At 56.9% G+C, this 25762-nt stretch carries 21 protein-coding genes; 14 read left to right on the top strand and 7 right to left on the bottom strand.

Annotated features, from left to right (window positions below; genetic code table 11):
• Window positions 1-286 precede the first annotated feature (286 nt).
• From ACL2XJ_RS18055 to ACL2XJ_RS18045, 3 genes are all read left to right on the top strand, one after another.
• Window positions 287-628, top strand: a complete 342-nt coding sequence (locus ACL2XJ_RS18055) for a toxin (RefSeq protein ID WP_203521958.1) — start codon at window positions 287-289, stop codon at window positions 626-628.
• Window positions 625-939, top strand: a complete 315-nt coding sequence (locus ACL2XJ_RS18050) for a helix-turn-helix domain-containing protein (protein WP_203521959.1) — start codon at window positions 625-627, stop codon at window positions 937-939. Before ACL2XJ_RS18055 ends, ACL2XJ_RS18050 begins: the two co-directional genes overlap by 4 nt.
• A gap of 332 nt (window positions 940-1271) precedes the next feature.
• Window positions 1272-2147, top strand: a complete 876-nt coding sequence (locus ACL2XJ_RS18045; protein WP_413724007.1) for an EamA family transporter — start codon at window positions 1272-1274, stop codon at window positions 2145-2147.
• A gap of 102 nt (window positions 2148-2249) precedes the next feature.
• Here the strand turns inward: ACL2XJ_RS18045 and treR are convergent, their stop codons facing one another.
• Complete coding sequence (gene treR / locus ACL2XJ_RS18040) at window positions 2250-3206, bottom strand: trehalose operon repressor TreR (protein WP_413724006.1); 957 nt, start codon at window positions 3204-3206, stop codon at window positions 2250-2252.
• A 232-nt stretch (window positions 3207-3438) separates the two neighbouring features.
• Here treR and treB point away from each other — a divergent pair, with 232 nt between their 5' ends.
• Together treB and treC are read left to right on the top strand one after the other, a co-directional pair.
• Entirely contained in the window at window positions 3439-4857 is a 1419-nt protein-coding gene (gene treB, locus ACL2XJ_RS18035) for a PTS trehalose transporter subunit IIBC (RefSeq protein WP_132922267.1), read from the top strand.
• Between the two features lie 76 nt (window positions 4858-4933).
• Entirely contained in the window at window positions 4934-6607 is a 1674-nt protein-coding gene (treC, locus tag ACL2XJ_RS18030) for an alpha,alpha-phosphotrehalase (protein WP_413724005.1), read from the top strand.
• An 88-nt stretch (window positions 6608-6695) separates the two neighbouring features.
• On the opposite strand, the gene ACL2XJ_RS18025 is transcribed toward treC, so the two are convergent.
• The 4 genes from ACL2XJ_RS18025 to dmsD all read right to left on the bottom strand — a co-directional run bounded on the left by ACL2XJ_RS18025 (window position 6696) and on the right by dmsD (window position 11346).
• Window positions 6696-7691, bottom strand: coding sequence for a substrate-binding domain-containing protein (locus ACL2XJ_RS18025; protein ID WP_132922269.1), 996 nt, complete (start codon window positions 7689-7691; stop codon window positions 6696-6698).
• 66 nt (window positions 7692-7757) lie between these two features.
• On the bottom strand, window positions 7758-8795 hold the full coding sequence (locus tag ACL2XJ_RS18020; protein ID WP_132922270.1) for an ABC transporter permease: 1038 nt from the start codon (window positions 8793-8795) through the stop codon (window positions 7758-7760).
• Between the two features lie 46 nt (window positions 8796-8841).
• A complete protein-coding gene (locus tag ACL2XJ_RS18015; protein WP_132922271.1) occupies window positions 8842-10350 on the bottom strand; it encodes a sugar ABC transporter ATP-binding protein in 1509 nt (502 codons plus the stop codon).
• Between the two features lie 360 nt (window positions 10351-10710).
• A complete protein-coding gene (gene dmsD / locus ACL2XJ_RS18010; protein ID WP_413724004.1) occupies window positions 10711-11346 on the bottom strand; it encodes a Tat proofreading chaperone DmsD in 636 nt (211 codons plus the stop codon).
• A gap of 267 nt (window positions 11347-11613) precedes the next feature.
• Between dmsD and ACL2XJ_RS18005 the strand changes: the two genes are divergently transcribed.
• From ACL2XJ_RS18005 to ACL2XJ_RS17965, 9 genes are all read left to right on the top strand, one after another.
• The gene (locus ACL2XJ_RS18005; protein ID WP_413724003.1) at window positions 11614-12414 is read left to right on the top strand and encodes an IclR family transcriptional regulator; all 801 of its coding nucleotides are present in this window, start codon (window positions 11614-11616) and stop codon (window positions 12412-12414) included.
• A gap of 35 nt (window positions 12415-12449) precedes the next feature.
• On the top strand, window positions 12450-13988 hold the full coding sequence (locus ACL2XJ_RS18000) for an ABC transporter substrate-binding protein (RefSeq protein WP_413724002.1): 1539 nt from the start codon (window positions 12450-12452) through the stop codon (window positions 13986-13988).
• A gap of 70 nt (window positions 13989-14058) precedes the next feature.
• A complete protein-coding gene (locus ACL2XJ_RS17995) occupies window positions 14059-14976 on the top strand; it encodes an ABC transporter permease (RefSeq protein WP_413724001.1) in 918 nt (305 codons plus the stop codon).
• Window positions 14973-15875: an ABC transporter permease gene (locus ACL2XJ_RS17990; RefSeq protein ID WP_413724000.1), complete on the top strand. Its 903-nt coding sequence runs from the start codon at window positions 14973-14975 to the stop codon at window positions 15873-15875. The genes ACL2XJ_RS17995 and ACL2XJ_RS17990 overlap by 4 nt, the downstream gene beginning before the upstream one ends.
• Window positions 15876-15877: 2 nt before the next feature.
• A complete protein-coding gene (locus ACL2XJ_RS17985; protein WP_413723999.1) occupies window positions 15878-16900 on the top strand; it encodes an ABC transporter ATP-binding protein in 1023 nt (340 codons plus the stop codon).
• Window positions 16897-17979: an ABC transporter ATP-binding protein gene (locus ACL2XJ_RS17980; protein ID WP_413723998.1), complete on the top strand. Its 1083-nt coding sequence runs from the start codon at window positions 16897-16899 to the stop codon at window positions 17977-17979. Before ACL2XJ_RS17985 ends, ACL2XJ_RS17980 begins: the two co-directional genes overlap by 4 nt.
• A gap of 12 nt (window positions 17980-17991) precedes the next feature.
• Window positions 17992-18999: a dipeptidase gene (locus tag ACL2XJ_RS17975; protein WP_413723997.1), complete on the top strand. Its 1008-nt coding sequence runs from the start codon at window positions 17992-17994 to the stop codon at window positions 18997-18999.
• Between the two features lie 154 nt (window positions 19000-19153).
• A complete protein-coding gene (locus ACL2XJ_RS17970; protein ID WP_413723996.1) occupies window positions 19154-20818 on the top strand; it encodes a hydantoinase B/oxoprolinase family protein in 1665 nt (554 codons plus the stop codon).
• A gap of 157 nt (window positions 20819-20975) precedes the next feature.
• Window positions 20976-23078, top strand: a complete 2103-nt coding sequence (locus ACL2XJ_RS17965; protein WP_413723995.1) for a hydantoinase/oxoprolinase family protein — start codon at window positions 20976-20978, stop codon at window positions 23076-23078.
• Window positions 23079-23135: 57 nt separating this feature from the next.
• Here ACL2XJ_RS17965 and ACL2XJ_RS17960 read toward each other — a convergent pair whose 3' ends face one another.
• Window positions 23136-24248, bottom strand: a complete 1113-nt coding sequence (locus ACL2XJ_RS17960; protein WP_413723994.1) for a porin — start codon at window positions 24246-24248, stop codon at window positions 23136-23138.
• 130 nt (window positions 24249-24378) lie between these two features.
• A complete protein-coding gene (locus ACL2XJ_RS17955; protein ID WP_413723993.1) occupies window positions 24379-25761 on the bottom strand; it encodes an MmgE/PrpD family protein in 1383 nt (460 codons plus the stop codon).
• Window position 25762 lies beyond the last annotated feature (1 nt).

The raw sequence follows: 25762 nt of genomic DNA, 5'->3' as shown, positions 1-25762 counted from the left end.
CTTAGCGCTGTCATGTCGCTAGTGAATACTATAAAGAATAGAATATGCTAAACATTGAAAATAATGTCGGGCGTCTTAAAATCAATATACGCTACTTGATTAACAAATAAATAATTTGTGATAAAAAATATTTTCAGCGCCAGGGATGTCGCCACGATGCCACCTGAGCAAAGTTTGAGCTGCCACGACTATGTTAGGGTAAGGCTTTTTCAGATTATGCTATCGTTGACATTGAACTATCCCCAAGTTAGGGATATTCTATCTTCAGCTTAGGAGCAATTTTCACATGGATGCTGTTTTTATTGAGCTGCCGCCATTCGAACGGCTGCGCAAAACTTATCTTGCTGATGATGAGTATCGGTCTTTTCAGCAAATGCTGCTCAATAATCCACAATGCGGCGTGGTTATTCAGCACACGGGGGGTTTGCGAAAGGTGCGTTTTGGCGATGTTCGGCGCGGCAAGGGAAAACGTGGCGGCATCAGGATGATATATTATTGGTGGATAGAGAAAAGCCATTTTTTACTTTTCACACTTTATGACAAGGATGAATTGGATGATCTTAGCAAGCCGCAGCGAGAAACCTTGCGGGAGATGCTGGAAAAACTGAAACGAGAGGCAACACTATGAGTAAGCGCGATATTTTTAATGAGCTTATCGAGGGGATGCAGGCGTGGAGCGATATGAACGCCGGCAAAATAACCCTCAAATCCCATCGTGTCGCGATCAATAAACATACTTCGATGAGCCCCGATGAGCTGAAGGCAATCCGCGATAAGCTTCATTTGTCCCAGTCAGTTTTCGCTCAATATCTACGCACCGGTACCACGACCTATCAGAATTGGGAACAAGGCAGAGCAAAACCAAATGCCCAAGCTGTCTTGCTTATTAAAATGATTGCGCATAATCCAGAGAATTTGCATACATTGGCAGCGTTGTAATCGCCTACCTTTCTACCCCCTCTGGCCCTTGGATAAGTTTATCCCCGCATTCGCGGGGAACAGGGGCAAAATCTATGTCGGCTACGAGCCAAAAACGCTTTATCCTCGAGTTCGCGGGGAACAGATGATCTGCTGGGCCGCCACAAATCCGGCGCCGGTTTATCCTGTTGACCCAGGGTAACAACCTATTCGCCTGCGACGCCACCAGCTCTGGTCCATCATTCTCTGCCGGGATGAACCCCTATAACCACTGCCCCTGCTTTTTCCTTTCCATTATCCCCTCTTTTTATGCTAAAAAGTCACCCCAACCCCATGCTTAACGGATCAGTCCCATGCCATCGTCTCTCGCCCACCGGCTTGTCCCCTTTCTGCTGGTGCTGGGCTCCATCGTTTCATTGGGTATCGGGACGTCGCTGGCGAAAGAGTTTCTGTTTCCCTTGATTGGCGCAGCCGGCACTTCGGCGCTGCGGACGGGATTTTCCGCCATTATCCTGTTGGTGTTGTGGCGGCCCTGGCAGGCGGCCATGACCCGCCGGGAGCTGGCATTTACCGCCCTGTACGGCATGACGCTGGGAGTGATGAACCTGTGCTTTTATCTCGCGTTGAAGACCATCCCCTTCGGCCTGGCGGTAGCGATTGAATTTATCGGTCCGCTGACGGTAACGGTGCTTTATTCGCGCAAATTAACCGATTTTGTCTGGATCGTGCTGGCGGTTGGCGGCATGTTGATGATATTGCCCCTGCGGGGCAACCAGAGCGGCCTGGATTTGACCGGCGTGATATATTCCCTGGTCGCCGCCTTTGGCTGGGGGCTTTATATTGTCTTCGGTAAAAAAGTAAGCCATCGCCACTCCGGGCAAACCGTGGCCATCGGACTGGTATTTGCTTCCGCCGTAACGATCCCGGTGGGTATGACGGATGCCGGCGCCATTATCTCCCACCCTTACCTGCTGCTGGTGGGATTGCTGGTGGCGGTGATTTCAAGCTCGTTGCCCATGACGCTGGAAATGGCCGCCTTGAAAAGATTACCCCACAAGACCTTCGGCATCCTGGTGAGCATGGAGCCGGCGGTGGCGGCTGTCGTGGCCTTTTTCCTGCTGGCGGAAAACCTGACGCTTATCCAGATACTGGCCATTGCCCTGTCGGTGACGGCGGGAATAGGCAGCGCGATAACGGCCCGCCCTAAGACAGATGCGCTGGTGAATTAACGGAAATTGCGTTGCGCGATCCTGGCAAGCCATTCATTTCAATGAGCTCGATTAACATGGTTTAGGCGGTTGATCCGTTGACCCGGTTAATTGCGTTGACGGTCAATCCAGTATGCAGGGCACGATGATATTGCCCTGCGCCGGCTCGCCGTTGAGCAGGCTCACCAACTGGCGCGCCGCCGCTTTACCGGCGTTGGAATAGCCGAGATCCACCGACAGGGTGTCGGGGAATAAAAAGCTCAGCAGCGGCGTATGGCCGATACTGCACATCTGCATCGGCGCGATGCGGTGCTGTTGCAGATATTTGATCGCCCCAAGGGCGATGGTGTCGGTGGCGCAAATCAGCGCGGTGGTGTCGGCGGTGATAACCTCGCCGGCCAAATGAAAGCCGCTTTGATAGCCCAGGTCTCCCAGCGCCGCCGCCGGGGGGATTTGCATGTCGCCGCAGGCCCGCAGATAGGCCTCGTAGCGCAGTCGTCCGGTGGTCTCATCGCTGACGTTCACGCCGATGTAACCGATATGGCGATGCCCCTGCCGCCGCAGGCGCTGCATCAACAGGGTGACCGCGCCGGCATCGTCATAGCGGACCGAGGAGAGCCCGGCGTACTCCCGCACCATCACCACCATTTTATCCTGCCACTGTGCGAGCATATCGTTTTGCAACCCGGTGAAGCCAAACAGGATCACGCCGTCGACGTTGCGCTGGAAGAGTACCCGCAAATGTTCTTTCAAACGGTCGAGATTGAGCAGGCTTTCCATCAGAATGGAGTCGTAGCCCTGTTCGTACAGCAGCGGCAAAATGGCCCGCACCGCCTGGTTCTCCGAGGGGGAGTCGAGGCGGGTGACGATAATGCCGATAATTTTGTCGCTTTGTCCCCGCATCACCTGCGCCGATTTTGACGGCACAAAACCGTATTCGCGTATTACCGCCTCCACGCGCTCGCGGGTTTGCCGGCTGACCTTGCTTTCATTATTCAGCACCCGTGAAACGGTGGATTTACCGACGCCGCTCAGGCGGGCGATATCCTTGATGGTGAGACGGTTCTGTAGAGGTTCCATTCATTAACTGCCAAGTATCATCCGAAAATGGGCTGCTTATCCTAGTGTAACACCATAGCGGCCCGCCGGTGCCTTCCCGGCGTGTTTCGGCAGGCTTTGCCCCCTGCCCTGCAGATTTAATGTGATCATAGTCGAAAATGGGAACGTTCCCACTTTATCAATAAGGCTATTAGCGTTATTTTCCCGTTGCTCACCAATACCTCGGGATTCCATAACAATAAAGGTCGCCGAAATGAAGAAAATAAACCCACAGGATATCGACCGTTTGATAACGCTGGTTGGCGGCAAAGAGAACATTGCCGCCGTCAGCCACTGTATTACCCGCCTGCGTTTCGTATTAAACAATCCGCAGGCGGCGCAACCGAAAGAAATTGAGCTGCTGCCCATGGTAAAAGGCTGTTTTACCAATGCCGGTCAGTTTCAGGTAGTGATCGGCACCGACGTCGGCGACTGGTACCAGGCGCTCATCAGCGCGGCGCAGCTTAACGCCAGCGACAAGGAGAGCGCCAAACGCGCCGCGCGCCAGAACATGAGCTGGCATGAGCTGGCCATTTCCCATTTTGCCGAAATATTCTTTCCTCTGCTGCCGGTACTGATAAGCGGCGGTTTGATACTGGGGTTTCGTAACGTTATCGGCGACGTACCGCTGTTCGGCCATCAGCCGCTGATTAAAAACTCGCAGGTCTGGCAAGCCATATACGATTTTCTCTGGCTGATCGGCGAAGCGATCTTCTTTTATCTGCCGGTGGGCATCTGCTGGTCGACGGTTAAAAAAATGGGCGGAACGCCCGCCTTGGGCATAGTGCTGGGGGTTACCCTGGTATCGCCGCAGCTGATGAATGCCTATCTGCTCGGTCAGCAAACGCCGGATGTGTGGAATTTCGGGCTGTTCAGCATCGCGAAGGTGGGTTATCAGGCGCAGGTGGTGCCGTCGCTGTTGGCGGGCATGGCGTTGGCGTTTATCGAAACCCGGTTGAAACGGCTTGTGCCGGATTATCTCTATCTGGTGGTGGTGCCGGTGGTGTCGCTTTTGCTGGCGGTTTTCCTGGCCCATGCGATTATCGGCCCGTTCGGCCGGATGATTGGCGATGGCGTCGCCTGGGCGGTGAAGGGACTCATGACCGGCGGCTTTGCCCCCATCGGCGCGGCGCTGTTCGGTTTCCTCTACGCGCCGCTGGTGATTACCGGCATCCATCAGACCACCCTGGCCATCGATCTGCAGATGATCCAGACTCTCGGCGGTACGCCGGTTTGGCCGCTTATCGCCCTGTCCAATATCGCCCAGGGATCGTCGGTGCTCGGCATCATCCTTATCAGCCGCAAGACCAATGAGCGGGAAATATCGGTACCGGCCGCCATCTCCGCCTTCCTCGGGGTGACGGAACCGGCCATGTACGGTATCAACCTGAAATACCGCTACCCCATGCTGTGCGCCATGATCGGATCGGCCTGCGGGGGGCTTATCTGCGGACTGTTCGGCGTGATGGCCAACGGCATCGGCGTCGGCGGACTGCCGGGTATCCTGTCAATCCAGCCGCAGTACTGGCAAATATACTCCATCGCCATGATGGTGGTGATTGTGGTGCCGCTGGCGCTCACCATGGCCATTTATCGGCACAAGACCCATGTGAATACCCTACCGGTGGTATAGGACTGACTTCGCACGGGCCTGACGGACCTCACGGCAACGGGGTCCGCCATTGTCCCGCGGATTAAGGATAATAGGCATGAACAATATCGACACTCCCTGGTGGCAAAACGGCGTCATCTATCAAATCTATCCCAAGAGCTTCCAGGACAGCACCGGCAATGGCATCGGCGATTTGCCGGGCATTATCAGGCGGCTGGATTATCTGCAGTGGCTGGGGGTCGACGCTGTCTGGCTCACGCCGGTCTATGTCTCGCCCCAGGTGGACAACGGCTATGATATTGCCGATTACTGCGCCATCGATCCGCTGTTCGGCACCCTGGGCGACTTCGAGCGGCTGGTGGCCGAGGCGCGCCGGCGCCATATCCATATCGTGATGGACATGGTATTCAACCATACATCCACCGAGCATGCCTGGTTCAAGGCGGCGGAAGATCCGGCGAGTCCCTATCGCGATTTTTATATCTGGCGCGACGGCGTCAACGGCGGACCGCCCAATAACTGGCGCTCGAAATTCGGCGGTTCGGCCTGGCAGCTGCATGACGCCAGCGGGCAATACTATTTGCACTCCTTTGCCGTAGAGCAGGCGGATCTCAATTGGGAGAACCCCCGCCTGCGGGCCGAACTGAAAAAAGTGTGCCGGTTTTGGGCGGACAAAGGCGTCGAGGGGCTGCGGCTGGATGTGATTAATCTGGTCTCCAAACACCCCGGCTTCCCGGACGACGATGAAGGGGACGGCCGGCGTTTTTATACCGACGGTCCGAATATCCATCAGCTATTGCAGGAATTCAGCGAAGAGGTGTTTACGCCCGGCGGACTGATGACCGTGGGGGAAATGTCCTCCACCACTCTTGAGCATTGCCGGCGCTACGCCGGTCTGGACGGAAAAGAGCTGTCCATGACCTTCAATTTCCATCACCTGAAGGTGGATTATCCCGCGGGCGCCAAATGGACCCGGGCAAAGCCCGATCTGATCCTGCTCAAACGCCTTTTCAGAGAGTGGCAACAGGGCATGCATGGCCAGGCCTGGAATGCGCTGTTTTGGTGTAACCACGATCAGCCGCGCATTGTTTCGCGGCTGGGGAACGACGGCGAACGGCGGGAGGTCTCGGCCAAAATGCTGGCGATGGTGCTGCACGGCATGCAGGGCACTCCCTTTATTTATCAGGGCGAAGAAATCGCCATGACCAACCCCTGTTTTGAGGATATCGGGCAATATCGCGACCTGGAAAGTCTGAATATGTTCTCTGAGCTGCGCGTCCAGGGGAGGACCGATGGAGCACTGCTGGCAATCCTGGCGCAAAAATCGCGAGACAACGGCCGTACGCCGATGCAGTGGGACGCTTCACGCAACGCGGGCTTCACCGAGGGCGACAGCTGGATAGATCTGGCGGCGAACTACCGGGAAATCAACGTGGAACGTGCGTTAAATGACGGGAATTCGGTCTTGCATACCTATCAGCGGCTGATTGCCCTGCGTAAGCGGTACCCGGTTATCACCTGGGGGGATTATCTGGACCTGGCGCCGGAACACCCCGCCTTGTGGTGCTATCGGCGGCACAGCGGGGAACAGACGCTGCTGGTGATGGCCAATCTGGGTGCGGACGATCTGCGGCTGGAAGAGGACTACTTCGCCGGCAAGACGAAATGGTCGCTGCTGCTGAGCAACTACGGCGACATTGACCGGACGCCGGACTCCGGTGCGCTGCGTCCTTATGAAGCGGTCTGGTGGCTGCTGAACGAAACAAAATAAACCCGCCGCCAACAGAAAACCGGCATGACATCTCCATCCCGTCACTGCCGGTTTCCCACGGTTTGCGGTGCGAAAATCAGACTGCCGGCTATTGCCGCATTTTCAGCAGGCTATCCGCGTTTTGCGGCGTCACGACGGTCCAAGGGATTTCATACATTTTTGCCTGGCCGTCCTGCCACGCTACCTGGTCTTTATATTGATCCCAGATGGCGGACATGGGTTTGTAATCCTTGCCCTTGACCGCGCGCAAGGCAACATCGATGGCGCCCTGCATCTGCGCGTTGCCGTCCTGGAGGATTGACATCATATCACCGGTTTTGACCAGACGCAGCGCATCGGAAACGCCGTCCACCCCGGCAATGGCGAAGTCCTTCACATTCAGGCCCGCGCCCTTGATAGCCTCAATGGCTCCCAGCGCCATTTCGTCGTTCTGGCCAATAACGCCGTTGATTTTGCCGCGGTGTTTCTGCAGCCAGTTTTCCATAAGCGGCATGGCTTCGGCACGGGACCAGTTGGCGGTCTTTCTTTCCAAGACGGTGATTTTGCCCGGGCCGCACTCCTTAATGGCCTGGTCGTTACCCTGACCGCGCTGTATCTGACCGGATATGCCGATGGGGCCTTCGATAATGACCACATTGCCCTGGCAGTGCATTTTATTCAAAACCGCTTTCGCTTCCAGATAACCGCCCTTGACGTCGTCGGAAACCACTTCGGGCGCCAAATCGGTATTCAGGCGGGAGTTGGAGACGATGACCGGGATGCCGGCTTTTTTCGCCATGGTCACCACATCGACATTGGCCTCGAAATCCACCGGGTCGATGATGATGGCGTCGTAGCGGGTCCGGATCGCCGTTTCAGCCTGGTTATTCTGTACCAGCGCATCATAGCCGCCGTCAAAGACCGTCAGCGTGGCCACGCCCTGCTTAACCGCGGGATGCTCCCGCCCGGATTTCTCCATTAATTGTACGAATTCGGCTTTCATGCCGTACATCAACACGGCAATTCTGACAGGGGCGGCCTGGACGGCGGCTGAAAAGGACAACGCCAGCGTCGCCGCGAGCAAGCCTATTTTGAATTTTTTCATGTTATCTCCTTTGTAGGGCAGCTGTCTTATGATTAGTATTAAATTGCAGGGGAAGTCATTCCTGCGTTAGTCACGCTGTTGTTTACGGGATGGATCGAGCATTACGGCAAATACAATCAGGGCGCCTTTGATAATTTGCTGGTAATAGGATTGCACCCCGAGTAAATCAAGTCCGTTGTTCATCACGCCGATGATCAGTACGCCGAACAGGGTGCCCCGCAGGGTGCCTATCCCCCCCACCATGCTGGTGCCGCCGATAACCACCGCCGCAATGGCGTCCAGTTCATAAGAGGCGCCCGCGCTGGTCTGCGCGGAACCGGTGCGGGCCGTCAGGATAATACCCGCCATGGCCGCCAGAACGCCGCACAGGGTATATACGATGACTTTGACCCGCAGCACGTTGATACCGGAGGTGCGCGCGCTTTTTTCGTTGCCGCCCACGGCGTAGACATAACGGCCGAACGTCATTTTGTTCAGGACAAACCAGGCGATGGCGAACAGTACGACAAAGATCAGCACCGGTACCGGAATACCCAGTACGTAGCCGTTGCCCAGCCAGCGGAAATTGTCACGCAGTTGTGAAACCGGGTTGCCGTCGGTGGTCAGAAGGGTAAGTCCCCGCGCGGCGGAGAGCATGCCCATGGTGACGATAAAGGGCTGCAGGCGGTATTTGCTCAGCACGATTCCGTTGAGAAAACCGCAGACCAGGCCGATGCCCACCGCAACGGCAATGGGCATCAGCAGCGGCCAATCATTGCCGCCGATGGCCATTGAATTGCTGGTGGTGGCGAAACGCGCCGCCACTATACCCGCCAGCCCCAGAACCGAACCAACGGAAAGATCGACGCCGGCGGTAATAATGACAAACGTCATGCCGATGGCTAAAATACCGTTGATGGAGATTTGACGTAACACAATCAGCGTATTCTCTTGGGACAGAAAATAGTTCTCGGTCCAGAGTCCGGTGGCCACCGCCCATTCTCCGGCGACGGCAATAACAACGCATAGGGCAATAAAGGCTAAAATAATCCCGTATTGAACCATTGCTTTTTTAAATTTTCCGCCACGGGCCTGGTGTAGCGTAGAGGATGAATAACTGCTCATATTGTTTTCTCTCAGAAAATTATAAAAATATGAATCAGGAATTAAATTACACTGCCAATGACATTAATTTCGCCTGGGTCGCTTCGCTTCTTGCCAGCTCACCCACAACCTTTCCTTTATTGAAAACAAGTATTCTATCGCTCATGCCGATAATTTCAGAAAGTTCAGAGGACACCATCACTATGCCTTTTCCCTTGAGCGCAAATTCAGACATATAACGATAAATCTCTTTTTTTGCGCCGACATCAATACCGCGGGTGGGCTCATCCAGCAATAATATTTCAGGGTCCAATAATGCCCAGCGACCTAATACCACTTTCTGCTGATTACCGCCGCTGAGATTCATGACCTTTTGCTGCTGTCCCGGCGTGCGGATATTAAAGGCGCGAATCATCGCATCGGCACGGCGCCGCAGCTTGCCCTCGTCAATAAACCGCAGTCGGCTGATGGCCCGCAGGGAAGAGATATTGATATTCTCGGAAACCGAACTGCTTAACACCAGCCCGGTATCCTTGCGATCTTCAGTGACATACGCCATGCCGGCGCGGATGGATTTTCCCGGATTATGGCGCAAAAGAACCTTGTCGCCGATTTGTATACTGCCGCTTTCGGCGTGCTCAATGCCAAAAATCAAATTCAGCAGCTCACTGCGCCCTGAACCCACCAAGCCATAGATACCTAAGATTTCCCCACGCCTTAACGACATGCTGACATTATTAACCCGCCCCTTCCAGTTCAGGTCGGTGACCTTAAATATCACTTCATCGGTGGGCTCATTGTATTTGGCGAATTCGCCGTCAATTTCCCCGCCGATAATTTGTTCAATCAAATGCTCGCGGCTGATAGAATCCGTGGGGCCTTCGCAAATATAGCTACCGTCGCGAAATACCGTATAGCTATCGGCAATCTGAAATATTTCAGAGAGCCGGTGGGAAACATAAATGATCCCTTTGCCCAGGGAAGCCAGCCGATGGATTGCCTGAAAGAGTTTCTGCACATCCTCTTCCCCCAGGGCGGACGTCGGCTCATCCATGATAATGATATCGGCGTTGGTATGGGAAAGCGCCTTGGCGATTTCCACCAATTGCTGTTCGGCCACGCTGAGATTACGCATCTTCGCTTTGGGTGAAATGGCAAAACCCAGCTCATCAAGCAGCGCCTGCGCCCGTTGATTCAGCTGCTTGAAATCCACCACCCCGAAACGCCTCGGCTCGGCGCCCAGATAAATATTTTCCGCCACCGACAAATCCTGCACGCCGCTCAGTTCCTGCTGCACGATGGTAATGCCGGCGGCCAAGGCCTGGCGCGGTGAATAAAAATCACAGCGCTCGCCGTTAATGAAAATATCCCCTGCATCCGGTCGGATAAACCCCATCAACAGACTGAGAAACGTTGACTTCCCGGCACCGTTACAGCCGCAAAGCGCATGGATGGAACCGCGCTTAAGGCAAAATTCCGCATTTTTCAGCGCGACAACATCACCAAACGTTTTTTTCAGGCCGGTCACCTCTAACAGATAAGCCGGCTCTTTAGCTAACGACGCACGTTGACTCATATCCGCACACTCCACATGAACATCAATGAAACAAATGCACACTACGGACTACGTCTTATATCGTCTACAACTACGCATAGAATTCGTTACATGAGTCAAATAAAAAATAAATAATGGCAAAAATAGCACGATCATCGCATCATTTTTTTAAAAAACGTTTCATGGCCCTATGTAACGAGTGGTAAAAAACAAATCATATGATTTACATTTGTTCATTTGAACATCCAGGGGCGGCACGCATTATGCCATTGTGCGAATGGCATCGAGAGGACAAGGACGGTAGGCGCAGGCGTGCAGCGGCTAAGCGATCCGCAGGAAAATTTGCCGGTAGGGCCAAGCCGGGAGGCTTAGATTACCTGTTTAAAAATACAGATCCGGGGTTGGCGGCTCAGCCGTACAAGAAGTTTTCCAGGCATCCAGGGTTAACCGCGCGAGCTTCGCCACCCCCAGGTACAGCGAATGGCCGGCGTGAATTTCCAGCAGTTCAAGAAAACGAAAGCACCAGGGGAAAAGATGCTGCGCCAGCAAAATATCCAGCGATTCGTCCTGCCGCTGTTCCGCCAGCCAGGCGCTTAATAACAGCAACATGCCGATATGGTCTTCCGGCTCATTGCCGGATTGCTGCATGGTTATGCCGTTTTCCCGCAGCCAGCGCCGCAGGTTGAGCGTGGATTCACCGAACAGCACATTTTCTTTATCCAGATAAACCGAGCCCCAGGGGGGGGCCGGCAGTGCATAAGGACCGATAAACAGGCGCTGGTAGGCCTCGGCCGGGGATTCGCCCACGCCTTGCGCCAGGCCCGCGGCCACCAGGTCGGCAATAGTCTGCAGTTCCCCGTGCTCCCCATAAGGCCATTCATCGATCCAGCCCGGCGCCGCCATGGCGGCGAACAACGGACGGTCTTCCGCGCCATCAGGGGATAGGGACAGCAACGTTCCCAGCACGCGTCCGGTGAGGGCAATTTGCGATAAACGCGCTTGAGTCGTTTTGGTCATAAACAGGTTCCTTAGGGCATGTCGGCACTGTCATGGCGGGGAAAATCCGTCCGGCCCATTGGCAGAGGGTCATAATATAAACAAATATCGCCGCCAGAGCCATGGGCGTTAAAAATTGACCTCAAACCCAGGCGCACCTTCTGTTAGCAGATTAATCTGCATCTATCGCATTTTCTTATAATTAATAAAAGTCAAGAAAGAATTCTTGACCAAAAAAAGTACATGTGTACCATATGTAACATCACTGTTGCTATATATGGAACATTTATGAGTTCTCTCGATACCGGCCTGCGAATTTTATCCCTGTTTAATAAAGAACGGCCGGTACTGCGGGTCGGTGAGGTCTGCCGTGAATTGGATGTGCCGAAAAGCACCGTATCCCGTCTGATGAAAACCCTGTGTGACGCCGGCTTCGTGGAACGCCGCCACAACGAAAACGGTTATGTCGTGGGGCATGGGGTTCTCGCCCTGGCGGAGCTCTATCTGGAAGGTAGTTCATTGATTGATGAACTCGACGCCGCCCTCGAAAGGCTGTCCGAACAGTACCATTTCGTCGGTTACGCGGCGGCGCTGTCGGATATCGATATCGTCTTGCTGAGAGTCAAAATTGGATCCCATCCCCTGCGTTTAGTGCATGAAGTGGGCGCCAAAATGGCCGCGATGCCCACCGCGCTGGGATTGGCCTTGTTTGCCTGTGAGCCCGATGAAGAGGTGTTGGCTAAATTGGGATCAACCTTGACCAAAGGCGCCGAGCAAAAAAAGTTTCTCAATGTGCTCAGCAGCATCCGGGAAAAGGGGCTGGTCAGCCTGGTAAACGGTTTAAATCCGAGTATCTCGGCGATGGGGCTCGCCATACATGACATCTGGCATAACGAAAAGATCGCCATGTCCATTTCGTACCCGGTTGCCGCTGCGGACGCGGATTTAATCAAAAGCATGCAAAGAAGTCTTTGGCAAGAAGCGTGCGCCATCGGTAATCGGGTGGGGGATCCGTTCTGGTCAAGACAGACGGTGTTCCCGGACATTGGCGCAACGTCGATTTCCATGGACTCTGCGTATCTTATTTAATTTATTTAATCACACTCAACAGGGGGGAATTAGCGATGGGAATGACCAGACGATCGTTCAGTAAGTTATTGGCCGGGTCGATGTTTTTAACAACGCCGCTGGCATCCATGAAGTTGGCGTTTGCCGCCGAGCCGGGAGTATTGACCATCGCCCAGGGTTTCGATCCGGTTTCGCTGTGGCCCAATTTCTCCACCACCCAGGAACAGATCAATGCCGGGAATCTGGTCGTCGAACCCCTGTTTTGGATTGAACCTACCGCCAGCCGCTGCGTGCCGGTGCTGGCGGAAAAATATGAGCAGATGGATCCCCTGAAGGTAAAAATCACCCTGCGTAAAAATATTTTGTTTTCCAATGGGGAAAAATGTGATGCGGATGCGGTGATGTTCTCTTTTCAAACCTTTATGAACGTGACTGTCACCCCCGCCTATGGCCAGTATTCGCAACTGATGGACAAGGTGGAAAAAGTTGACGACCTGACCCTTATCCTGCATATGAAATTCCCCTACCCGGCCCTGGAGCTGGCGCTGAGCCAGGTCTTTATCCTGCCGCCAAAATACTGGGCGCAGGTGGGGGGCGCGGATGGTTTTGGCGCAAAACCCATCGGCACCGGTCCTTTCCTGCTCAAAGAGTGGGTTCGCGACAGCCGGATTACCTTTGCCGCCAACCCGCACTATTGGGGCGAGGCGCCGAAAGGAATAAACAGCGTTGTGCTGCGCACCGTGCCGGATGATATGTCCCGTGCATCCAGCCTGCTGAACGGCGAATGCGATATCGCCACCAATGTGCCCATTATGGCTGCCGCGCAGATCAAGAATCAAAACGGTTTGAGCCTACAGGAAGTGCCGAGCTACCGCATTTTTACCCTGGATCTGTCCAGTTTGCCCAATCAAAAAAGTCCGGTGCAGGATCGCCGGGTTAGGCAGGCCCTCAACTATGCCGTGGATAAGAAGGGCATTATCGACGGCCTGTTCCAGGGCAACGCGCGCTTGCTGCACGGTCAGCTGCTGCGGGCCAACGAATTGGGCTACAACCCCCATCTTGACGACTATCCCTTTGATCCGAAAAAGGCCAGGCAACTGCTCGCCGAAGCCGGTTATCCCAACGGATTCCAAATTGACTTCAAGTTCCCCACCGGGCGTTACGCCCAGGACAAGGAAGTGGCGGAGGCCATCGCCGGGATGTTCGCCGATGTCGGCGTGAAGACCAATATGATTTCACTGGAACCGGGAGAATTTCTGCGTCAGTTGAGTAACCGCGAGCTGGAGCCAATCGGCCTGGTGGGACTGGCGCCGGGCGACGATCCCGACTTGCAGATGGCGCAGTACCGTTCGGACTGGCGTTATTCCTACGTGGATAATCCGCAGCTCGATAAGCTTATCAATGCGGGGGCCCATGAAACCGATCGCGGCAAGAGGGCTGAAATCTATCAGCAGGCCTCGCAGGTGATGTTCGACGACGCGTCGGTACTCTATCTGTACCAGGCCACGGACCTGTATGGCGTGGCCGGCAGGATCAAAGGCTTCACGCCACGGGGCGATCAGCGTTGGGTCATCACCGGCATGTCCATAGGCTAAAAAAAGTGCTCTTGCCGTTGAGGGCAAGAGCACCATCCGCGTCTTCTCACTGACTTTACGCAGGTTAATCATGGCAAATTATATCCTGCGTCGGATCCTTTATATTATACCCTCATTGCTGGGCATAATTGTAGCCTGCTTTTTTATTACCCGGTTAAGCGGCGATCCGACGACACTCTTCCTGCCTGTGGACGCAACGGAGCAGGCCAAACAGGCGTTTCGCATCAAAAACGGCCTGGACCGCTCGCTGTTCGAGCAGTTCATCACCTTTGTTTTCAAGGCGTTCCACGGCGATTTCGGCAACTCGCTGCGCTTTGGCGAGCCGGCCGTCAGCCTGCTGTTCGAACGGCTGGGGGCCACCCTGGAGCTGGCGGTTACCACCCTGGCCATTGCCCTGGCGGTGGGTATCCCGGCGGGGATCGGCTCTGCCTATTATCGCAACAGCTGGATAGATTATCTTATCCGCGGCATTGCCGCGCTGTCACAGGCGGTGCCGACCTTTTTTCTTGATGTGGTGGCAATCCTTATCTTCTCCGTCACCCTGCATTGGCTGCCCACCGGCGGCATGGGCGGGGTACTTCATTTGATCATGCCGGCGGTTACGCTGTCCGCTACGCTGATAGCCCTGCTGGCGCGCGTGATGCGCTCCACCACGCTGGATGTTTTACGCCAGGATTTTGTCCGCACCGCCCGCGCCAAGGGATTGAGCGAATTCCTGGTGGTCACGCGCCACGTGGTGCGCAATGCCTTTATCCCGGTGATGGTGGTTATCGCCCTGCAGTTCGGCGTCCTGATGGGGGGCGTCATCATCACCGAAACCGTGTTCTCCTGGCCCGGTATCGGCCGCCTGGCTATCCAGGCGATTTATGCGCGGGATTATCCGGTGGTGCAGGTGGTGGTGTTCTTCTTTGCGGTGATTTTTATCCTGGCGAATTTTGCCGCCGATGTGCTGTCCGCCCTGCTTGACCCGAGGATCCGCCTGAAATGAGCACTGAACCCATGGTCAACGCCATCGCGCCATCCCCGAAACCGGCAAGGTTTACCGGCACCCGGCTTTGTTCGCCCCTTAACCTCATCAGCGTGATTATCCTCCTTATCGCGGTGATATGGGCCATCACGCCGGGGCTTTTCGCCCCGCAGGACCCTTTCCAGCAAAGCCTGCTGCGCCGGCTGCTGCCGCCGGCATTTCTGGGCGGCAAGGAGGCCTGGTGGCTCGGTACCGATCAGTTGGGGCGCGATGTCTTCAGCCGCATTGTCTATGGTGCGAGAGCCACGTTATTCGTCAGCGTGTCGGCGGTGGTGATCTCCTGCGTTATCGGCACTTTCGTCGGGCTTATCGCCGGCTACAACGGCGGCTTTACCGACGCGCTGGTATTGCGCCTTATCGATATGCAGCTGGCCTTCCCCATCATCCTGCTGGTGATTGCCATTGTCGCCGTCATCGGCGCCTCCCTGCCGGCCCTCATTCTTATCATGGGCATCTCGGGCTGGCCCCAATTTGCCCGTATCGTGCGGTCATCGGTGATGTCGGTACGTAACCTTGAGTATGTGGACGCCGCGGTGTCCATCGGCGCCAGTCCGCTGCGGGTGATTTTTCGCCATATCGGGCCGAACGTCCTGTCGGCCAGCATCGTGATGGCCACTTTTCAGCTTTCGGACATGATTCTCACCGAAGCCACCCTGAGCTTTCTGGGACTGGGCGTACAGCCGCCCACCCCCACCTGGGGCGGCATGGTAAGCGAAGCCCAGAATTATCTCAGCGTTTCCTGGGGTGCTTCGGTATTTCCCGGCATCGCCATTGCCGCCGTGATCCTGGCCATCAATATCCTGGGGGATTTTATCCGCGATGCCCTCGACCCGCGCTTGTCCGGCGAAGGGAGGAGATAACCATGCATGCTTTAACCCCATTACCCGCACCTGGGCAACCGGGCGACGAGGTCATACTGGACATCAAGAATCTGCGGGTGTCGTTCGGCGGACGGGAAAACCCGGCGGTTATTCTCGATGATATCAACCTCTCGGTCCGGCGGGCTGAAACCTTAAGCATTGTCGGGGAGAGCGGCTGCGGCAAGTCGATGCTGTCGCTGGCCATCATGGGATTGGTGCCGCCGCCGGGGGTGACGACGGGCACGATCGAGTATGAAGGCGCAAACCTGCTGGCCCTTCCGTCCGCCCGGATGCGCGGCATTCGCGGCGGCAAGATAGGCATGGTGTTCCAGGAACCGATGACCAGCCTCAATCCTCTGCTGCGCGTCGGGTTCCAGATAGTGGAGGCCATGCGGGTTCACGACCGGGTATCCTCGAACCGCACGCTGAAAGAACGCGCCATCGCGGCCATGGAGCAGGTGAGGATCCCGGGGGCGGGGCAGCGTTTCAACGAATATCCCCATCAGCTATCCGGCGGCATGCGCCAGCGTATCGCCATTGCCATGGTGATTGCCTGTGAACCGGATATTCTTATTGCCGATGAACCCACCACCGCCCTGGATGTCACGGTGCAGGCGGAGATTCTTCAGCTGCTGCGTGAACTGCAGCGAAAAAACCATATGGCCATTATCCTTATCACCCACGATCTCGGCGTGGTGGCCCAGATGGCGGATAACGTTGCGGTGATGTATGCCGGCCAGCTGATTGAATACGCCTCATGCCGGGCGCTGTTCGACGATCCCCGCCATCCCTATACCCTGGGCCTGCTGGGCAGTATTCCCCGCATGGAAGAGAAAGAGACCCGGCTGCTGGCCATCGAGGGTTCCGTCCCCCCGGCGGCGCAAATGCCCGCCGGCTGCCGTTTTCACCCCCGCTGCGTCTTTATGGAACAGGACTGCGTTCACCGCCGCCCCTTGCCGGTATCCCGGCAGGATGATCATTTGACGGCCTGTTTTCACATTCCCCTCGCAGGAGAACTGCCATGAGCCGCGCCATTTTGCAGGTCGACAATCTCAAAAAGTATTTCACCCTGGCGAAGGGCCGTTTCGGCAAGGAGGATACCGTGGTCAGGGCCGTGGACGGCGTCTCGTTCGAGATGGCCTACGGTGAAACCCTGGCGCTGGTGGGGGAAAGCGGCTGCGGCAAGTCCACCACCGCACGCCTGGTGATGAAGCTGCTTGACCCCACCGCGGGAACCATCCGGCTGGCGGATACCGAGCTCAATGGACTTCGCGGCGGCGCGCTGCGGGATTTTCGCAAACAGTTCCAGATAATCTTCCAAGATCCGTTTGCCTCGTTAAACCCGCGCATGATAGTCCATGACATCCTCGAAGAGCCGCTTATCATCAACCGCATCGGGGCAGCGGAACGGCAGCGGCGCGTCGCCGACGTGCTTCAACAGGTGGGGCTTTCCCCCACCCATGCCCGCCGTTATCCCCATGAGTTTTCCGGCGGCCAGCGGCAGCGGGTGGGCATCGCCCGGGCGCTGATGCTAAAGCCGTCGCTGATTGTCTGCGATGAACCGGTATCGGCCCTGGACGTTTCCATCCAGGCGCAGATCATCAATCTGCTGTCGGATCTGCAGCGGGACCTGAACCTGTCTTACCTCTTTATTTCCCACGACCTGTCGGTGGTGAAACATATCTCCGATCGCGTAGCGGTGATGTACCTGGGCAAAATCATCGAAATCGCCCCGAAAGAGGTCTTTTTCAACGCCCCCGCCCACCCCTACTCCCGGGCGCTCATCTCGGCCATTCCCCGCCCTGATCCCGGCAATCGTCCCGCTAGGCAGGCGCTGTCCGGCGATGTCTCCACCACGGTCAACCTGCCGGAGGGATGCCGTTTCCATCCCCGCTGTCCCTACGCCGTGGATAAGTGCCGCCATGATGAGCCCCTATTGAAACCGGCGGGAGACGGCTCGGCCGTCGCCTGCCATCGACGCCTGGAATTGCCTCTATGGCAGGAGGTGTTCCAGGACCCCAGTAAGCTCTCTCCCATCGCGCAAGCACGGCTGCGGCTTTATGCCGACCGCCGCCGGGAAAGACTTAACGTAGTAAATCTATAAAAGAGGTTATCCATGTCTTCTCACACAACATCCTCGCGCCCGCTGGTTATCGACGGCCTGAATTGCGCCGGCCTGACCCGCGAACAGCTTATTCGTACCCGCGAGGGGGGCGTATCCGCCATCAACCTGACCGCCATCCATCCCGATGCAACCCTTGCCGATGCACTGGTCCAGCTGGAGGAAGCCCGCGGCATTATCGAGGCCATGCCCGATGTCGCCACGGTGGTGAAAAGCGTCGCCGAGATACAACAGGCCCACGACGAGCATCGGGTGGGCGTGATATTCGGCGCGCAGAATACGCTGATGGCCGAGCCGGACGTGCGCATCCTGGCCTCGTTCAAACAGTTGGGCATGCGGATCATCCAGCCCACCTACAACGAAAAAAACCGGTTCGGCTACGGCGCGCCCTTTGTGGGGGATAGCGACCAAGGCATGACGGACGATGCCTATGACTGGCTGGGGGAGATGGAAGAACTACGCCTGCTGGTGGATCTTTCCCATTGCGGGCACCGCACCAGCGCCGATTTCGTCAAGGCGGCAAAACGCCCGCTGGTGATAAGCCACGGCAATGCTTACGCCCTATGTCCCAGCCCGCGCAACAAACCCGATAGCTTGATCCGGGCGGTGGCCGAAAACGGCGGCCTGGTGGGGGCCGTGTCATGGTCCCCCATTGTCCGTTGGGATAAGCGCCCTACCCTGGACGATCTGGTGGCCCACATCGCTTATATGGTGAAGATAGGCGGTATCGACCATGTGGCGTTCGCCAGCGATCTGCCGGAAGCCAACGGGGAAACCGAGGAGGAGTGGGAAGCCCGCTGGGGTAAAAACGGCCTGTATCCCAACATTACCGGCTCGCTGGGACCCTGGTATCGGTTCGGCACCCATGTGACGCAGGGATACGAGTCCATGGCGAAAACCCCGGCGGTTTGGGATGCCATGAGCAAACAGGGTTTCCATGAAGGGGAAATCGAAAAAATCATGTCCGGCAACTGGCTGCGGGTACTCAAAGAGGTCTGGTAACGCGCGTTTCCCCAGTGTCCGGCCGCCTGTTCCGCGGCAAAAGACATGCCTGTCCCATTATGACATTCCCACCATGCATCACGGGGGCGGAATCGAATTCGCCATCGCCGCGGCAACCGTTTTGCCTGGAGAATGATAAGGATCGCAAACTAAAATGAATATTGAAATCGATGTGGTCTCCACCGCGCCTGAAGAAGATGCCTTCGGCCTGCAAATCCAATGGGACCGCCTGATTGCCATGATGGACGAGGTGGACGCCATTTTGCTGCGGACCGCCTTTTCCACCATTGTCAGTGAATCCCGTGATTACGCGGTGATTTTATTGGACAGTCAGGCGCGCTCCATCGCCCAATCCCAGATATGCGTGCCCGCGTTCACCTGCTCGTTGCCGTCGGCCACCCGTTCGATGCTGGACATCTTTCCGCCGGAGACCTTGCGGGAAGGGGATATCCTCATCACCAACGATCCCTGGCTTTGCCATGGCCATCTACCGGATTTTTATATTGTCATGCCGATTTTCCATCGGGGCGGCATCGTCGGCTTTATCGCTTCCGCCGCGCATATCTCCGATATCGGCGGCAGCCATGACGAATTAAAAGCGCGGGATCTGTATGAAGAGGGGCTGCAAATCCCCCCCAGTAAACTCTATGAAGCCGGCGCGCCCAACGTGCAGCTGATTCGCATCATAGAAGCGAACGTGCGCTATCCCAAGCTGGTGCTGGGGGACGTCGGGGCCATTGTCGGCGCGGCGCGCATCGGCGCCGAACGCTATAACGCCATGCTGGAGGAGTACGGCAGGGAGAAAATGGATGCGGTGGCGGATTTCATTTTGCGCCGCTCCGCCAACGCGATGCGCGATGCCATCGCCGCCATCCCCGACGGCGAGTACCTCGGCAAGGCGCTGTGCGACGGGGTCACCAGCCCGACGAACATTGTGCTCAAGATTACCGTCGCCGGCGATACCCTGCATCTGGATTATACCGGCACCAGTCCGCAGAACCCGGACACCGCCGTCAACGTGGTGATGAATGCCACCCATGCCCACTCGCTGCTGGCGCTCAAATGCAGCCTCTGTCCGGAATTGCCCAATAACGAGGGCCTGTTCGTCCCCATCACCAGCTATGCGCCGCCGGGCTCTATTCTTAATGCCCAGCGTCCCGCCGCGGTGCAGGCCCGGTCGCGCACCAGTTTCCATACCCATACCGCCATTTACAACGCCCTGGCCAAGATCATCCCGAACGCCGTGCAGGCCACCAGCGGTTCTTTCTGGTTTATCCGCTTTATGTGCCAGGACGATGAAGGGGCGCCGTTCGTGGTGCATATGCTGCCCAACGGCGGCGAAGGCGCGTCCATTGGCATGGACGGGCATTCCACCATCGCCTTTCCCGGCTGCTCGATGGTAACGCCGATGGAAATCATCGAAGCCAACGGCCCGGTATTGATCCGCGAGCGCGCTTACCATCCGGATTCCGGCGGTCCCGGCAAATATCGCGGCGGCCTGGGCTCCATTATGCGCATCGAAACCAAATCCGATAAGCCGGTGCATGTCGCCGTGCGGCCGGACCATACCCGCTATCCCTCGGACGGATTGCTGCAAGGACATCCGGGGGGATTAGGCGCGGTGCTCCTTGACGGCCGGCCTATCGAGCCGGACCCCTTCGCCCTGCAGCCCGGCCAGATGCTGACCCTGCACCTGCCCGGCGGCGGCGGCATCGGCAATCCCCTTGAGCGCGACCGCGCCCTGGTGGAAACCGACATCGAGCTGGGTCTGGTGAGCCGTCGGGCCGCCGGCGACATATATGGTTACGCCGGAAAATAATCCGGTCTCCGTTAATGGTTATGAGGATATTCCCTAAATAATTCGAGTTGCAGGAAGGCGGCGACGCAGCGACGAATCTGTCTGGAACAGATTTGAACAGCGCCTGCAACTTGAAGTATGACGGGTATACCGTTCGTATTAGATAATATGGGACAACATGATGACAGCCAAATATCGCCTCGGTTTTGATATCGGCGGCACCTTTACCGATTTCGTCCTGACCAACGAAACCACCGGAGAAATGTTACTGGAGAAGTGCCTGACCACCCCGGACGACCCGGCGCGGGGCGTCAACAAGGGTCTTGATTTGCTGTTCAGGAAAAGCGGCCTCGACGGCGCATCCGTTGAAGTGGCCATTCACGCCACTACCCTTATCACCAACGCCCTGATTGAGCGGCGCGGCCTGAAAACCGCCCTGGTGGCCACCAAAGGCTTTCGCGATACCCTGGAGATGGGCAGCGAAGTCCGCTATGACCTGTATGATCTGTTTATGGTTAAACCCGCGCCGCTTATCCCGCGGGATCTGCGCTTCGAAATAGACGAGCGCATCACCAGCGACGGAGAGGTTCTCACCGCGGTGGATGAAGTGCAGGTAGTGGCCCTGGCCCGGCAGCTGGCCGCCCTGGAGGTCCGTTCGGTGGCCATTGCCTTTATGCACGCCTACCGTAATCCCGCCCATGAACGGCAGACGGCCGCCATACTGGCGCGGGAACTGCCGGGTATCGCCATCAGCACGTCTTCGTCCGTGGCGCCGGAAATCCGCGAATACGAACGCACCAGCACCACCGCGGCCAACGCCTATGCCAAACCCATTACCGCCAACTATCTGGACCTGGTGTCCCAGACCCTGGCCGACGTCGGTTATCGCAACAAGCTCTATATGATGCTGTCCGCCGGCGGGGTGACCGGCGTGGACGTCGCCAAGGAATACCCCATCCGCATGCTGGAATCCGGGCCGGCGGCCGGGGTGCTGGCGGCGATTTTCTACGCCAGGCAGATGGGCATCCCGAGCCTGGTGACCTTCGATATGGGCGGGACCACCGCCAAGGTGGGATTGGTCAAGGACTACGAAGCGGCCAAGTCGGGCACCTTCGAATTCGGCCGCGTGGCCCGGTTCAAGAAAGGCAGCGGCCTGCCGGTGAAAATGCCGATTATTGAACTGATTGAAATCGGCGCCGGCGGCGGCAGCATCGCCGCCATGGATAAAATGGGCCTGCTTAAAGTGGGACCGCGCAGCGCCAGCGCCCAGCCCGGGCCCGCCTGTTACGGGCAGGGCGGCCGGTTGCCCACGGTGACCGACAGTAACCTGGTGCTGGGTTATCTTAATCCCGGCTATTTCCTCGGCGGCGCCATGACGCTGGATGAGCAGGCCGCCAGGAGCGCCATAAAGGAAAATATCGCCAATCCCCTGGCTATCTCCGTGGAGAAGGCCGCCGCCGGCATTTATGAAATTGTTAACCAAAGCATGATATCCGCGATGAAAGTGCACATTGCCGAACGGGGGGACGACCCGAGAAAGTTCTATCTGTTTGCCTTCGGCGGCGCCGGTCCGGCTCACGCCTACGAGCTGGCGCGCTCGGCGGGCATGAAAGGCATTATCGTGCCGAACGGCGCGGGCGCAGCATCGGCCATGGGACTGGTGACCTCCGGCATCTCCTTTGATTATGCGCGCTCGCTGGTGGTGGAGGTCACCGGGCAAACCTGGCCGCATATCGCCGCGCTGTTCGAGGAAATGGTGACGGAAGGCACGGCGCTGCTGGCCGGGGTCAAGCTGAGCGCGCAACCCGAGGAGATAAAAGTCCAGTATCAGCTGGATTTGCGTCACAAGGGCCAAGGCCATGAGATGACCTTGGATATCCCGGAGGAATTGGTAAAGGCCGGGGATTACCGTGGCATTTGCGAGCTGTTTTATACCACCCATCGGGAAAAGTTCGGCCATGAACACCGGCACCTGGCGGTGCAGTTGATCACTTGCCGCGCTACAGTGAGCGGCCATGATCCCGATATTCGCCTGCCCAAACTGCATGCCCCCCGGAATACGCAAAGAGAGAAAGGCGCGCGCCGGGTCTATTTCCCGGAACTGAAGGACTTTATCCAGACGCCCATCTACGATCGCTACGCGCTGGGGGCGGGCTTGTCGTTCGACGGCCCGGCAATTATCGAGGAGCGGGAATGTACGATTGTCGTCGGCCCTTCCGGTCGGGTGAGAGTGGATGAATTCGGCACTATTTTCATCGATATCGTCTCATCGAAAGCATAATCATCATTCGGCCTCTGCCTCTATAGTCGCTGCGACAGCGACTATAGAGAATAGATGTCAGAACTGATACACCAGGGCAACAGCTACGGTGTCGCCCGAGGAATAGCCCAGCGGGTTGTCTTTATTGAGCACATTGATGATGTAGTCAACATAGGTGGAGAGGTTTTTGTTGAAGAAGTACGTCGCGCCGAGTTCATAATATTTGAACAGGTCGGCATCGCCGATGCCTTCCACATCTTTCGCTTTGGACTGGCCGTAAGCAATGGATGGACGCAGACCCCAATCGAACTGGTACTGGGCCACAATCAGGGTATCCTGGGTTTTGTTGGCGAAACCGGACAGGTTATCGCCGGCGGCATTGGTTTGCAGATTATTCGACAACCAGGTTGCATTGTGGGTTTCAGCATAGGTAGCCGCCAGATAGATGTTGTTGGCATCGTATTTCAGCGAGGTCGACCACACCTCCGCCCGGTCGCCCCGGCCGTAATCACCGGCATTCTGGGCATCGGTGCGATCGGATGACGCATACGCCCCTACGATACCCACGCCGATAGGTGAAACGTACGAGATTGAACCGCCGTAGCCATCGCCATTGGAGCGTTTCGGGTCGTCGGAACGGTCATTTTTGCCTTGATATTGCACCGCAAAGTCAACGCCTTTAACCAAGCCGAAGAAATCGGTGTTGCGATAGGTGGCCAGTCCGGTGGAGCGGGCGGCCATGAAGTTATCAGTGTAGGCGGTATCGCCGCCGAATTCCGGCAACATATCGGTCCAGCCAAGAGAGTCGTATACCACGCCCCAGTTACGGCCGTAATCCACAGAACCGTAATTGGCGAATTTCAACCCGGCGAAGCCCACGCGGGTATGGTCGCCGTCAACGTGATCCGGGCCGCTTTCGGTATCATTGCCGGCGAACTCGTAAATCCACTGGCCGTAGCCGGTGAGTTGGTCGTTAATCTTGGTTTCGCCCTTGAAGCCGGTGCGGACATAGGTTTGATCGCCATCGCCGGCAAAACCGCCGTCGCTGGCGCTGGAGAAGTAGTGCATGGCGTCGATTTTGCCATACAGATCCAATTTGTTGCCGTCTTTATTATAAATCTCCGCCCCATGAACAGCTCCCGCGGTCAACAAGGCCGGAATTACCATTGCTATCACATTGCGCTTCATCATTATTACCCCATCGATTTATTTAGACATTTACCTCTACCGTATGCTCTTCGGGTTGATGTTCCATTCAAGCTGTTGGTGCCCAAACCGGCATAGCAGCGCCGGCTGGACGCCTCTCCTGCGAACGCGGCGGTTACTGTTTCAACGTGCCGGTCATTTTTTGCATTATCTGATTGATATCCTTAACCCCTTCCAGGTTCCAGCATTGCTCAACCAATGCCACCGCGCTCGCCGGGTCCATCAGACCGCTTGCCGCCGTGGCAAGTTTGTCCGTCAAGTCATGATCAAGCAGCGGTGCGTCCGGCGTTCCCCGGTTACGCTGCACTTCATAATCGGAACTCGTGCCGTCGGCCCAGTGAATGACCAGCTTGCAGCCGCGTTTATCCATGGTCGTCTCCGAGACGATACGCACCAGGGAACGCAAATGGGTGATAAAGGGATCCCGCAGCGTGGCATCGTCGAAATCTCCCAATCCCAGGCCATGATGCGCCAGGGCCACCGCCACGCAATGGGGGGTGCTGAAACGGGCTTCCGGCCCGGTGGCCGGATGCACCAGCGCCGTCACCGCGGAGGAGAAAGGATGCAGGTGCAGTTCAATGCCGACAATGTCCCCTTTGGCCGCCAGATCTTTCGACGCCGCGATTCCCGCCTCAATGGGCGCATGGGTCAGCGACGCCGTGGGATACAGCTTGTGGCCGTTATTCGGCAACTGCCACTGGCTGTTAAGCCCCGCCACCAGCATCTCGTTGTCGGGATCTTTGCTCACCGCCTGCAGCAATCCGCGCTGGCCTTCGATAGCTGTATCCGTGGAGGTGAATCCCGCTTCGGCCAAAAGCGCCGACATGACGCCGTCCATCGCCGCTTTTGCCGGATGCAGCGCTTTGGAATCGCTGCCGTAGATTTCGCGCACGCCGGCGGCCTGGGTGGCGCTGCAGCCCAGGGCATGGGTGGCGGCTTCCGGTGAGAGCTTAAGGGCGTTGGCCGCCGCCGCCGCCGCCGCGACGTGGCCCATGGTGCCGGTTACATGCCAGGCGCTTTGATAATGGCTCGGTCCCGCCGCCTTCGCGACCCGCGCGCCGGTTTCAAAACCGGCGACATAGGCGGTGATCATGTCCTGGCCGCTCAGCCCGCGCAGTTGAGCGATGGCCACCACCGCCGGCCAGACGCATGAGCTCAGGTGAATGGTGGTTTCGATGGGATTGAACACATCGTCATAGTCCAGCAAATGAGAGGCATAGGCATTGCACAGCGCGGCATAAGGCGCATTGGCGGTCAATAACGTACCGATAATATTCGCCGGTCCGCCCTGCCCAAGGGCCGAAATGACTTTCTGGAGCTTGCGCGCTCCCGGCTCTCCCGCGCCGGCAATTGCCGCGGCGCTCCAATCCACAAAGGCGCGTTTGGCATAATGAATGACTTCCGGCGGCAGAGCGGAAAAGCTGAGCGAAGCCGCAAATATACCCAGTTGACGCGTTTTGGTGACTGGCCGCGATACTTCAGTCATATCAACAGACATA

It is taken from the genome of Sodalis sp. RH16 (genome assembly GCF_047324245.1).
In the GTDB taxonomy this organism is placed as follows: Bacteria; Pseudomonadota; Gammaproteobacteria; order Enterobacterales; family Enterobacteriaceae; genus Acerihabitans; species Acerihabitans ligni.
The sequence above is the reverse complement of the archived record's forward strand: the minus strand, read 5'-3'. Positions and strand labels throughout refer to the sequence as shown.

Coding starts and splice junctions, on each gene's coding strand:
- ACL2XJ_RS17955 (WP_413723993.1), bottom strand. CDS start 25,761: ATGTCTGTTGATATGACTGAAGTATCGCGGCCAGTCACCAAAACGCGT.
- ACL2XJ_RS17970 (WP_413723996.1), top strand. CDS start 19,154: ATGAATATTGAAATCGATGTGGTCTCCACCGCGCCTGAAGAAGATGCC.
- ACL2XJ_RS17995 (WP_413724001.1), top strand. CDS start 14,059: ATGGCAAATTATATCCTGCGTCGGATCCTTTATATTATACCCTCATTG.
- ACL2XJ_RS17985 (WP_413723999.1), top strand. CDS start 15,878: ATGCATGCTTTAACCCCATTACCCGCACCTGGGCAACCGGGCGACGAG.
- ACL2XJ_RS18055 (WP_203521958.1), top strand. CDS start 287: ATGGATGCTGTTTTTATTGAGCTGCCGCCATTCGAACGGCTGCGCAAA.
- treC (WP_413724005.1), top strand. CDS start 4,934: ATGAACAATATCGACACTCCCTGGTGGCAAAACGGCGTCATCTATCAA.
- ACL2XJ_RS18015 (WP_132922271.1), bottom strand. CDS start 10,350: ATGAGTCAACGTGCGTCGTTAGCTAAAGAGCCGGCTTATCTGTTAGAG.
- ACL2XJ_RS18005 (WP_413724003.1), top strand. CDS start 11,614: ATGAGTTCTCTCGATACCGGCCTGCGAATTTTATCCCTGTTTAATAAA.
- ACL2XJ_RS18020 (WP_132922270.1), bottom strand. CDS start 8,795: ATGAGCAGTTATTCATCCTCTACGCTACACCAGGCCCGTGGCGGAAAA.
- treR (WP_413724006.1), bottom strand. CDS start 3,206: ATGGAACCTCTACAGAACCGTCTCACCATCAAGGATATCGCCCGCCTG.
- ACL2XJ_RS18045 (WP_413724007.1), top strand. CDS start 1,272: ATGCCATCGTCTCTCGCCCACCGGCTTGTCCCCTTTCTGCTGGTGCTG.
- dmsD (WP_413724004.1), bottom strand. CDS start 11,346: ATGACCAAAACGACTCAAGCGCGTTTATCGCAAATTGCCCTCACCGGA.
- ACL2XJ_RS18050 (WP_203521959.1), top strand. CDS start 625: ATGAGTAAGCGCGATATTTTTAATGAGCTTATCGAGGGGATGCAGGCG.
- ACL2XJ_RS17975 (WP_413723997.1), top strand. CDS start 17,992: ATGTCTTCTCACACAACATCCTCGCGCCCGCTGGTTATCGACGGCCTG.
- treB (WP_132922267.1), top strand. CDS start 3,439: ATGAAGAAAATAAACCCACAGGATATCGACCGTTTGATAACGCTGGTT.
- ACL2XJ_RS17960 (WP_413723994.1), bottom strand. CDS start 24,248: ATGATGAAGCGCAATGTGATAGCAATGGTAATTCCGGCCTTGTTGACC.
- ACL2XJ_RS17980 (WP_413723998.1), top strand. CDS start 16,897: ATGAGCCGCGCCATTTTGCAGGTCGACAATCTCAAAAAGTATTTCACC.
- ACL2XJ_RS18000 (WP_413724002.1), top strand. CDS start 12,450: ATGGGAATGACCAGACGATCGTTCAGTAAGTTATTGGCCGGGTCGATG.
- ACL2XJ_RS18025 (WP_132922269.1), bottom strand. CDS start 7,691: ATGAAAAAATTCAAAATAGGCTTGCTCGCGGCGACGCTGGCGTTGTCC.
- ACL2XJ_RS17965 (WP_413723995.1), top strand. CDS start 20,976: ATGATGACAGCCAAATATCGCCTCGGTTTTGATATCGGCGGCACCTTT.
- ACL2XJ_RS17990 (WP_413724000.1), top strand. CDS start 14,973: ATGAGCACTGAACCCATGGTCAACGCCATCGCGCCATCCCCGAAACCG.